This window comes from Pedobacter paludisoli (genome assembly GCF_052344095.1).
In the GTDB taxonomy this organism is placed as follows: Bacteria; Bacteroidota; Bacteroidia; order Sphingobacteriales; family Sphingobacteriaceae; genus Pedobacter.
Window position 1 is genome coordinate 387,346 of the sequence record NZ_CP179926.1, and the last position, 11,204, is coordinate 398,549.

The 11,204-nt window shown below is 37.0% G+C and carries 12 protein-coding genes; 8 read left to right on the plus strand and 4 right to left on the minus strand.

Annotated elements, in window-relative coordinates; all coding sequences use genetic code 11:
- From ACJVDK_RS01515 to ACJVDK_RS01530, 4 genes are all read right to left on the minus strand, one after another.
- Positions 1 to 261, minus strand: a complete 261-nt coding sequence (locus tag ACJVDK_RS01515) for an acyl carrier protein (protein WP_443938559.1) — start codon at positions 259 to 261, stop codon at positions 1 to 3.
- Positions 262 to 268: 7 nt separating this feature from the next.
- On the minus strand, positions 269 to 820 hold the full coding sequence (locus ACJVDK_RS01520) for a hypothetical protein (protein WP_443938560.1): 552 nt from the start codon (positions 818 to 820) through the stop codon (positions 269 to 271).
- A 5-nt stretch (positions 821 to 825) separates the two neighbouring features.
- A complete protein-coding gene (locus ACJVDK_RS01525; RefSeq protein ID WP_443938561.1) occupies positions 826 to 1,548 on the minus strand; it encodes an SDR family oxidoreductase in 723 nt (240 codons plus the stop codon).
- A 236-nt stretch (positions 1,549 to 1,784) separates the two neighbouring features.
- Positions 1,785 to 2,681, minus strand: coding sequence for a helix-turn-helix domain-containing protein (locus tag ACJVDK_RS01530; RefSeq protein ID WP_443938562.1), 897 nt, complete (start codon positions 2,679 to 2,681; stop codon positions 1,785 to 1,787).
- 770 nt (positions 2,682 to 3,451) lie between these two features.
- Between ACJVDK_RS01530 and ACJVDK_RS01535 the strand changes: the two genes are divergently transcribed.
- From ACJVDK_RS01535 to ACJVDK_RS01570, 8 genes are all read left to right on the plus strand, one after another.
- Entirely contained in the window at positions 3,452 to 3,976 is a 525-nt protein-coding gene (locus ACJVDK_RS01535) for a cupin domain-containing protein (protein ID WP_443938563.1), read from the plus strand.
- A gap of 71 nt (positions 3,977 to 4,047) precedes the next feature.
- On the plus strand, positions 4,048 to 5,064 hold the full coding sequence (locus ACJVDK_RS01540; RefSeq protein ID WP_443938564.1) for a carboxymuconolactone decarboxylase family protein: 1,017 nt from the start codon (positions 4,048 to 4,050) through the stop codon (positions 5,062 to 5,064).
- Between the two features lie 166 nt (positions 5,065 to 5,230).
- A complete protein-coding gene (locus ACJVDK_RS01545) occupies positions 5,231 to 6,217 on the plus strand; it encodes an aldo/keto reductase (RefSeq protein ID WP_443938565.1) in 987 nt (328 codons plus the stop codon).
- A 36-nt stretch (positions 6,218 to 6,253) separates the two neighbouring features.
- Positions 6,254 to 7,297, plus strand: coding sequence for an NAD(P)-dependent alcohol dehydrogenase (locus ACJVDK_RS01550; RefSeq protein ID WP_443938566.1), 1,044 nt, complete (start codon positions 6,254 to 6,256; stop codon positions 7,295 to 7,297).
- Between the two features lie 560 nt (positions 7,298 to 7,857).
- A complete protein-coding gene (locus ACJVDK_RS01555; RefSeq protein ID WP_034870198.1) occupies positions 7,858 to 8,703 on the plus strand; it encodes an RteC domain-containing protein in 846 nt (281 codons plus the stop codon).
- Positions 8,704 to 8,953: 250 nt separating this feature from the next.
- Complete coding sequence (locus ACJVDK_RS01560) at positions 8,954 to 9,307, plus strand: helix-turn-helix domain-containing protein (RefSeq protein ID WP_034867814.1); 354 nt, start codon at positions 8,954 to 8,956, stop codon at positions 9,305 to 9,307.
- Positions 9,308 to 9,333: 26 nt separating this feature from the next.
- Entirely contained in the window at positions 9,334 to 9,624 is a 291-nt protein-coding gene (locus tag ACJVDK_RS01565; protein ID WP_034867813.1) for a helix-turn-helix domain-containing protein, read from the plus strand.
- Between the two features lie 99 nt (positions 9,625 to 9,723).
- Positions 9,724 to 11,199, plus strand: a complete 1,476-nt coding sequence (locus tag ACJVDK_RS01570; protein WP_443938567.1) for a DUF3945 domain-containing protein — start codon at positions 9,724 to 9,726, stop codon at positions 11,197 to 11,199.
- Positions 11,200 to 11,204 lie beyond the last annotated feature (5 nt).

Consider the following 11,204-nt stretch of genomic DNA (forward strand, 5'->3'; position numbering starts at 1 on the left):
TTATCCCTTCGCCTGAGTAGCGATAATTAAATTCACAATGTCTTTTACTTTTGAACCTAAATCATCAATGTCATCGTCTTCAAACTCAATGTCGAACTTTTGTTCAACTTTGGCGGCAATGTTAATCATCTCGGTTGAAGGCGTATTTAAGTCGGCAATAAAATCAGTTTCTTCGGTAACGGTGGCTAATTTGGCTGGGTCAATGGTTCTCACCGTTTTTAAAATTTCAACAATATCAGCAATAATCTCTTGTCTTTCCATATGTAAATTAAGGGTTAAGTTTTTCCTTTTTAAGGGCTCTTCCAGTTATGTCAAATAACTCAGCAACTAGTTTGAAATCGTCGCTAAGCGTATAGTTTGTTAGTTTTTCAGTTGTGAAAGCACTAAAATACGCATCCAAATTTAGATTTTTGGTAAGTACTTTATAAATTCTCCCATCGCAAACCATTTGTCTAAATTTATTAAATTTAATAATTCCCAGGCTTACAAAGGTTTCGCCTTCTTCAATATAATGATGAAAGTGAACATTGCCAATACTGATAAATACCGGGACAAATTTTTCTTTTACTTCTTCAAAACTTCCACCATGTTTTTTGTATTCTAAAAAACCGGCGCAAGAAACGATGGTCGCTTGTGCAAATGCTTCAATTTGATCGACACCTCTAAAAAGGCCAAAATGGTCTTGAACATCAAAAGCAGTAGGGGTATAGCTAGCCACAATACCTACATTTGGTTCATGCCAATGGTACGTGTCTAGAAGTGTTTTTGTTGGACCATGCAATAAAACATGGGCTGGCGTAACGCCAAGTAAATTTTCCATAGCGATTATATAATACCTCCGTTAACCGGAATATTTGTTCCGTTGATGTAAGCAGCTTCGCTTGATAAGAGGAAAGCAACCATAGAGGCCACATCTTCCACTTTTCCAAAACGTTTGGAAGGAATCATTTTTAAATAATTTTCTTTTTCTCTGTCGGGGATTTTGTCCGTCATATCCGAAGCAATAAAGCCCGGCGATACACTCAGTACACGAATGTTATGTTCTTCATGTAAGGCGCCAATTTCTTTTGCAATAGATTTAGATAACGCAATTAATCCAGCCTTTGTAGCGGCATAAACAGCCTGAAAAGCATTGCCACTGTCGGCCACACACGAACTCATGTTAATAATCACACCTTCTTTTTTGATGTTGAAAATTTTCATTGCCGTTTTGCAAATCAAAATTGGCGTTTTCAAATTGATTTGGAGCAACTGATCAATATCGGACTCTGGTTGAAAAATAAGCGATTTATCGAAAGTTACTCCGGCGTTGTTAATTACCGCGTATAAATCCTCGCCATGCTGTTTTTTTAAAACTTTGCAGAATGTACTAACTTCATCAGCGTTCGAAAAATCGGCACACAGTAAGGTGCTATTGTTGGGGATTTCGGTGAAACTACTTTCGCGACTCGCGTGTAAAATGAGTTCGTAGGTTGGACTTAGTTTTTTGGCGATGGCCAGGCCAATTCCTTTACTTGCTCCGGTTATTAATACCTTCCTTCTTACCATGTTGAGTACCGTTATTTTTAGCTTCGAAAATAGAAAAAATACCCGAATGATTTAAAATAAAATGATTTTGAAATTAAAGGATTTAATAGGAGTATCTGAAGAGAGGGGATTGTCGAACCTATCTTTAAAGAGTAAAAACCATTTCTATTATGGCTGTCAATTGTACCAATCAACCAGCTGTAAAAGAAATTAAATAATCAAGAATGAGTATCAAGAACGCTATTTGCAGTACCTTGCTAATTCAATTTCATTCGATACTCTAAGGGGCTCATTCCCACTTTTTGTTTGAACAAGCGCGTAAAATGTTGAGGGTATTTAAAGCCAAGTTCATATCCAACTTCACTTATCGATTTATTGAGGTCCAAAATACGGTCTTTAGCTATATCTATTAGCTTTCTTTGGATAAAATCTAAAGCAGATATTCCAATTTCTTTTTTAATAAGATCACCAAAATAGTTTGGCGATAAATTAAGTTCACTAGCGCAGAATGCAACAGTTGGTAAACCAAATTTTTTTGGATTTTCTGAACTCATGTATCTATTTAATAACGTTTCAAATCTTTCTAAAATACCCTTATTTACATGTTCGCGCGTAATAAATTGCCTATCGTAAAACCGAGTAGCATAGTTAAGAAGTAATTGTAAACTCGATAAAACAATGGTTTTACTATGTTTATCTAAATTTTGTTGCAACTCATTGTTCATGTTATCTAAGATATTTACAACCATTTCTCTTTCCTTTTTTGAAAGATGTAAGGCTTCGTTCGAAGCGTATGAGAAATAACTGTAATCGGTAAGGATATCGCTAAGGATTGTTCCGTTTAGAAAATCGGGATGGAAAATCAACACTCTACCTTTTGGTTGGACGGCAGGCGTATATTGCTCAATTGATAATATTTGATTGGGAGCTATACATACCAAGCTTTCCTCTTGATAATCGTAACTTTCTTTACCGTAACGCAAATCGCCACATTTGGTGTCTTTGAGGTATATACTGTAGAAACCAAACAAGTACGATCCAGATTCAATAGGCTTCAAATTACTGTAATCTAAAACCGTAATTAAAGGATGTAGGGGTTCTATTCCACGTATTTTGCAATATTCAGCAATGCTATTTACCCTGGTTATTTCCATTTTTTGTGCTCTTGATAATCAAATTTACCATTTAAAATAAAATCGGCTAAATTTTGCGTATTCATTCAGTAATTATGGTATGTAAATCCGTAATTCGTATAAGCTTAATGATTCAGTTATGCATATAAGGTGAAAAAGATATGCATTCTATCATGAAAATTGTTTACTCATTAACGATTTCTTTTTTTTGTTTTAAGTATCGAATTCAGGCTAAGAAGATGTTTCTTCTAAATTTGAGATACTATTTGGGCGTATCCCTTTGCAATTTTGCCTCAAGTTTTTGACTACGAAAGAAACTATCAGCAAGGCAAAAATGCAGGCAGGTCGGGCTATCCGCTGTATCTTTTGCTCCATTTTATTGCGCAAAAGGATGTCGCTACTATCCCTTACGCAGAATAATGCAGCGTCATTTCGGATACAAACAAACTCATTTTGGCAACATATCCCGATACGCTATTGCAGGCATTTGTAGTGTAAAATTTAAACAAAATTCACCATGAAAAAGCAATTTTCATCACCGGCGCATCTTCAGGATTAGGAAAAGCTACAGAAAATTATTTCAATCAAAAGGTTGGAACGTCATCGCAAAGTTTCGATTTTATCTTTAAAGGCGACAGGATTGCTTTCGTAACAACAGATTTGATTCATTAAAAATTTCGAACTAAAATTGGACAAGCAGGATATTATTCCTGCTTTTTTTATTCAATCCGTAAAACTGGTAAGTCAAACCGTAATCCGTATAATGAAAATCTAACCGAATGAACGGAAATTTGTTAGAAATTAAAGAAGGATTAAAAATGAAATATTTAGTATGCCTAATTTTATTACTACTCGGGCCATTTGCTATGGCACAAAAGACAAAAAAACAATATAAAATGAAAACAGATATTCTAAAAATAAGTGATTTTCCGACAGGCGAAGAAAACACAGGTTTTGCTCAATATTTTACGGGCAAATCTTATTTGGCACCCTTGACAAACAATAAAGATTTAAATGTTCCACTTGCTAACGTAACTTTTGAGCCCGGCTGTCGAAATAATTGGCATAGTCATACAGGCGGTCAATTACTAATTGTGGTTGGTGGCGAAGGTTTATATCAAGAAAGAGGAAAGTCTGCACGTCATTTGAAAGTGGGCGATGTTGTAGAAATTGCTCCGAATGTAGAACATTGGCACGGTGCTACAGCAACAAACTGGTTTTCTCATTTAGCCACAAATGGCAATCCTCAAAATAATCAAAATACTTGGTTGGAAGCAGTTTCAGATAAAGAATATGCAGAGGCCAATAAAAAATAATTTCAGCGATGAGCAAATACAAGGTTTTTCAATGGATGGTACTTTTTGTTCTAATATTAAGTTTTACAAAAATGAATGCCCAACAAAATTCGAAAAATAAAAGTTTGAATCCCAAAGAAGAGAGTCTGATTAGTATCTCATCATTAACCGCGATTGGAGATGTTGAAAATCTTAAAGCTCAGTTGAATAAAGGTTTAGATTCTGGTTTGACCATCAACGAAATTAAAGAAGCTTTGGTTCAATTATACGCTTATTGTGGTTTTCCAAGAAGTTTGAATGCCATAAACACCTTCAAAGTTGTTTTGGATGAAAGAAAATCAAAAGGAATTAAAGATGCTGAAGGCAAGAAGATTATTGTTGAAAATACAGTAGATGATAAGTATGAGCAAGGCAGAAAAACATTGGAAATACTAACTGGAATACCACAATCAAAACCAGCAAAAGGTTTTGGAGAATTTGCTCCGAGAATTGATGTTTTTTTGAAGGAACATTTATTTGCTGATATTTTTGTGAGCGATGTACTGACGTTTCAGCAAAGAGAGTTGATTACAATTTCGGCACTGGCTTCTCTAAATGGAGTTGAATCTCAACTCCAATCACACATAGGAATTGGAAAAAATACAGGAATTACAGTTAATCAGCTTTCTGAATTGGCAGATTTAATTGATCAAAATATCAGTATCAATCAGGGAAATACCATCAGAAAAATTATAACAAAGCCATTATCAAAAGTTTTAGAAGATGATTATATCGTAAGGATTTCTGAAATAGAAATAATTCCTGAATTTTTAGAGGAATACAAGGCAATTTTAAAGGAAGAAGCAGGAACTTCAGTTTCAGTAGAATCTGGTGTAATTGCTATTTTTCCGATGTATCAGAAAGAAAATCAGAATCAGGTACGAATTATTGAAATTTACGCAAATCAAAATGCGTATCAGAAACATGTGAAAACACCCCATTTTTTAAAGTATAAAAATTCAACTTTAAAAATGGTTAAAAACCTAAAATTGGTTGATATGAAACAAGAAGATATGCAATCAATGCTAGAGATTTTTAGCAAAGCAAAACAGGCAAAGGCATTAAAATAATCGGTTTCTTCTTTTGAAACAAAGTATTCAACTTTTTCGTTTTATAACGAATCCGTAAAACTGGTAAGTCAAACCGTAATCCGTATAACAACACCTTACTTTTTGTTAAGGAAATTTGCAGAATGAAATTCTATAAAGACTCTCTCAAATTCTAAATATAGATACTATGCAAAAAAGAAAATTAGGAAATCAAGGCTTGGAAGTTTCGGCCTTGGGTTTCGGTTGTATGGGTTTAAATTTCTCTTACAGCCATAGCATCAGCAAAGAAGAATCTAAAAAACTCTTACATGCAGCCGTAGAAAAAGGTGTAACATTTTTCGATACAGCCGAAGTTTACGGCCCTTATACGAACGAAGAATTTGTAGGCGAGGCATTAAAACCATTTCGTAAAGATGTGGTGATTGCAACCAAATTTGGTTTCAATATTGTAGAAGGGAAAATGTCTGGAACCAACAGCCGTCCTGAACAAATTAGAAAAGCAGTGGAAGGCAGTTTGCAACGATTAGGTACCGATTATATCGATTTGCTTTATCAACACCGTGTGGATCCAAATGTACCCATTGAAGACGTAGCAGGAACCGTAAAAGATTTAATTGCTGAAGGGAAGGTAAAATATTTCGGTTTGTCAGAAGCCGGAGCAGCAACTATCCGTAAAGCACACGCAGTACAACCGGTATCGGCCTTACAAAATGAATACTCATTGTGGTTTCGTAAACCGGAAGATGAAATTATTCCTTTGTTAGAAGAATTGACTATTGGTTTAGTTCCGTACAGTCCACTGGGTAAAGGATTTTTAACGGGTGCTTTTGATGCGAATACAGAAATAGCAAGCAATGATTTCCGCCAAAACTCACCACGCTTTGCTTTGGAAGCGAGAGAACAAAATTTAGCATTCGTTAATCTATTGAAAGACTTTGCTGCTCAAAAAGATGCTACACCTGCACAAATTGCATTGGCTTGGTTATTGACACAAAAGCCATGGATTGCCCCAATTCCTGGAACCACCAAGTTGCATCGTTTGGAAGAAAATATTGCTGCTGTTTACGTGGAGCTTTCAGCACAGGAAATTGCTAACATCACATCAGAAGCCAATAATTTACAGGTTGCAGGCAGTCGTTATACAGAAGCTATTGAAAAAACTACAGGTTTGTAATCCTAAAAAAAAAATAACTAGAAAAAATTAAATTAAATGGAAAGTTTTAAAGTAAAAGCATTCGGAACCCAAGCGGCCGATGCAGACTTAGCATTGTTAACTATTAATCGTCGTCAATTATTGCCAGATGATGTGGAGATTGATATTTTATATTGTGGCGTTTGCCATTCCGATTTACACACGGCGCGCAACGATTGGGGCGGAACTGTTTACCCATCTGTTCCGGGACATGAGATTGTAGGGAAAGTTACAGCCTTAGGAAGCAATGTTACCAAATTTAAGGTAGGCGATTTAGCTGGTGTTGGTTGCCTTGTGGATGGTTGCCCAACTTGTCGCGATGAGCAATATCACAAAGACGGATTTACAGGTACTTATAACGGCAAAGATATCCACTTAGGTGGCGTAACCTATGGTGGATATTCTGAGAAAGTAGTTGTAAAAGAAACTTTTGTTTTAAAAGTTCCGGCTAACCTCGATTCAACGGCTGTTGCCCCGCTTTTATGTGCCGGTATTACCACTTGGTCGCCACTTAAGCATTGGAATGTGAAAGCAGGAGATAAAGTAGCTGTTGTAGGTTTGGGTGGTTTAGGACATATGGCCATTAAACTAGCTAAAGCTTTAGGAGCAGAAGTAACCTTGTTCTCGCGCTCAGCTGATAAGATTGAAGATGCTAAAAAGTTAGGGGCATCAAACGTGGTGATTTCAACTGATGAAGCACAAATGAAAAGTGTAAGTAATTCATTCGACCTGATTATTGATACCGTTCCTTACAACCACGATGTTAACCCCTATGTAAGCACGCTAAAAACCAATAGCACATTGGTTTTGGTTGGTTTCTTAGGCGAACTTTCGCCAACACTTAATACGGTACCTTTGGTTTTAGGTCGTAAAGCCGTTGCAGGCTCTGTAATTGGCGGTATTGCCGAAACGCAGGAAATGCTCGATTTCTGTGGCGAACACAATATTGTTGCCGATGTGGAAATGATTAATATGCAAGATATTAACAACGCTTACGAAAGAATGCTGAAAAGCGATGTAAAGTATCGTTTTGTAATCGATATGGCATCATTAAAAAAATAAAATAACAAAAATTAAGGCTTGCCCCGGCGGAAAGAATTTCGGTTTTTAAAATCACTTTTGTTACCGCCGGGGTTATGCTATCTCCTTCAAGTGCCCGCTCTAGTGCTGTCGCTCCGGAGGCTGTTCGCTTTTCGCTGCTATCCCTCAGGAGGGAAACAACTATTAAAATAACGATTTACCAATTATCAGAAGAAGATATACAATCAATTGAATAGCTTTATTATTTTTTAATAAAAAGATTAATATAGCCCAAAGTGGCTAATAAATAGTAGTTTACAAGAGAGGGAAACTCTATCGGTAACGATTTAGTAATGGTGCTTACTGCACTTGCTTTCATTCGATTACCTTGTAAATCAATACTGCAAATATAAAAAATAAAAGGGTAAAGTACATTGGTGCTTTACCCTTTTATCATTCGTGCGAATAGAAAAATCTTTGAAAAAAAAACCCACACTGTGGGGAGCCTGTGATATTGGTTTCAATATTATTCCCAAATTTTGGCATATCAACAACAGTTGCAACTCCGAAACAAATAGTGAGAACCTCTAAAAGACTATGCTATGGAAATCGTGTTGAGTAAATTATTAACGCAAATCAGACATCAAGAAGATAAACTTTCTTCCCAAATGATGCAAACAACGGAAGAGGCTTACCAAATGACCTTGTTTCTAAATGAAATGCTGTGTAACATAAAAGCAAAAGTTTTACAGGATGGATTTACAAATGAGCAGCAAGAAATTGACTTTTTCAAGAACATCAAACCACAAATCTTAGGAAAGCTCATTTACTATAACAAAGTCTTCCGTATCGAAACTACCTGCCCCGTTAGCAATGGCAAAATACATCAAAGCTATTTTGAGAACCTATTAAAAACCCTCAAATCAGAATACAAAGAAAGTATTTGCAATGAGGATTTTTACAGGTATTATCGGACTGGCAGGATAGACCGTGACCATAGTTATTTCAGGCTCGGAAAAGTCAATTACCACGATGGATTAAAGAGTGGCGTATTTGAAATTGACCTTAGTTTTTCTACATATTATGATAACAAAATAGCCCATATTATAGCGAATGAATTACTTTATACTTTTTTGCTTACCAAAATAAATCCCGAAAAAAATCCAGATACCGTTTTAATAAACGGAGATACACACAAAGATATTTCGTGGACAAATTCTCAAAATGCTCTTATCGAACTGATATATGCACTTTATGCTTCAAATTCCATTGCACACGGAAAAATAGGCATCCGAAAATTAGCTTTGATTTTTCAAGTCCTATTCCGAACTCCCTTAAACGATATACATCACTCTTTCCACCGAATGAAAACAAGGGCAGGTTCCCGGACGGCATTTTTAGACCATCTCAAAATATCACTCGAAGAATATATGGATAAAGACCTTTAGCTAAGTTAAAACGGTATGTTCAGAGCAGTACACAAAATGTACTGCTTTTTCTTTGCCCATATCTGCCAATTGGCAAATGTTGGCAAAACTGCATTACAAAATATCCCCAATGCCTCCAAACCCTTATTAAACAGCGATTTTCCCTAATTGTAAAAATTTTCAAAAAACCGCCAAACCAATTGGCAAGGCTTGGCAGACAAACACTGCCACCTTTAACAATTTTGCATAGTGAACTTTAAAAAGCTGTGCAATGAAAATAATAACCATTGAAGAAGAAGCGTGGCAACAGCTAAACAGCCGTATTAATGCCATTGCCGATTACCTGAAAAGATTGGACGACACCAACTATGATGACCTGTGGCTCAATAACCACGAGGTATGCCAATACCTGCACATCAGCGAAAAGACCTTATGGCGTATGCGCACCAAAGGCGAGATTGCTTATTCAAAAATCTACGGTCAATATTTCTACACCATAGGAGCAATTAAGGATATGCTCAATGCCAATGCGATACAGAGCAGTGATGAGTTTGTGCAGGAGCTTATGGCAAAAGGGAAAAGCTATATCGAAAAAGGCAGAAAGCTAAAGACAGATAAAAAATAGGTATGACCCCCTAAAAGTATATCCCTATGAATATTGACAGAATGGAATTTTTAGCGTGGATGGAACGCCTGATGGGTCGTCTTGATATGCTGGGCGACAATATAAATGAGTTGCAAAAGAAACGCAATAGCATAGATGGCGAGGAATTGCTGGATAACCAGGATTTACTACAAATGCTAAAAATCAGTAACCGTTCCCTGCAACGGTATCGCTCCATCGGGAAGTTACCGTATTATACCATAAGCGGGAAATTGTATTACAAGCTATCTGATGTACATCAGTTCATTAGAGAGAGCTTTAACCCGCCCTCAAAATGAACGCCAATGAACGCCAAAGACTGCCTTTGAGTGCCAAATTGAGCAATACCGCCAACGCTTATTTTACATTCGGCAGTGAACTTTTAAAATTTTCAGAATATGAGCGAAGAAACCACAAAGAAACAGGAAATGCCCGAACAGTTATCGGACATATTATTGGTGCTGGATAAAGAAAAAATGAAAATCCAAGCCGTAAAGAGTATTGACGAGAATGGGAAAATGGAAACCGTTGACCCCACCAAGAAAAACCAAAACCAGTTTATGCGGGTGGATAAAAGCGGCGATTTCTTTTCCAACTTCTTCTCTAATTTTTTCAGCCAGTTAAAGAACCCTACCAATTTTTCATTCTTCAAAGTGCCTGCACCTATTGCAATTGAAAAAGCACAGGAAATGCAAAAGCAGGTAGATAAGCCTACTCCCGAAGGTGAAAAAGTGATGAAAGAACACGAAGTAAAAACAGAACCGCAACAGGATAAGAAACAAGAAAATCAAAAAAATATGGCAACAACACAAACAACACCGGAAGCCAGCGAGTACCGCTACAAACCGGAGCAGATTGATTGGGACACAATGAAAAACCTCGGATTAAGCAAGGAATACCTTGAAAAAAGAAACCTGCTTGACCCTTTGTTACGAGGTTATAAAACCAATGAACTTTTGCCGATAGGCGTTAATTTCGGAGGTTCTGTTCTTCGTACAGATGCCCGATTGTCTTTACAGCAAGCCGAAGATGGAAATGTTATCGTAGCAATACACGGTATCAAAAAAGAACCCAACCTACATTTTGAGTTTTTCGGACACAAGTTTACCGATGAAGACAAAAAGAACCTGCTCGAAACGGGTAATATGGGGCGTGTGGTTAACCTGATCAATTCTAAAACTGGCGAACTGATGCCGTCCATTATCAGCATAGATAGGCTAACCAATGATGTGATAGCCTTACGGACGGATTTCATAAAAATTCCCTATGAAATTAAAGGCGTAAAGCTGAATGATGAGCAGAAGCAAACTCTAATGGAGGGTAAACCGCTAAAGTTAGACGCTATGATTTCCACGAAAGGAACGGAGTTCTCGGCAACGGTACAGCTCAATGCTGATAAGCGTTATGTAGAGTTCCTTTTTGACCGCAATAACTCCAACAGGCAAATCCAAAACAACGGTCAAACCCAAAACAATCAACAAAACAATCAGCAAAACCAGCCGCAGGAAGCTCCAAAAACATTCAGAGGTAAAGAACTGACCGATGAGCAGCATAAGGATTTCAAAGCCGGACAAACCGTTTATATGGCAGGGCTGGTTGATAAGAAAGGACAAACGTACGATGGCTATATCACTTTCAACAAAGATACCGGAAAAACAGACTTTGAGTTTCCTAATCAATATAAAGAAAGGGTAAAACCCACCGAAGCCCATAAAACGCAAACTGCCGTCAATTCGGAGGGCAAGACCAACGAAGCAACTAAAAACATCAATGAGCCTTTGAAGTCGGGACAGCAAAGACCGAAAAACAAACAACAGCAGGAACAACAGGAAAAGCCGAAAGCTCCTGCAAAATCCAAAGGCGTAAAAAGGTAATCAAG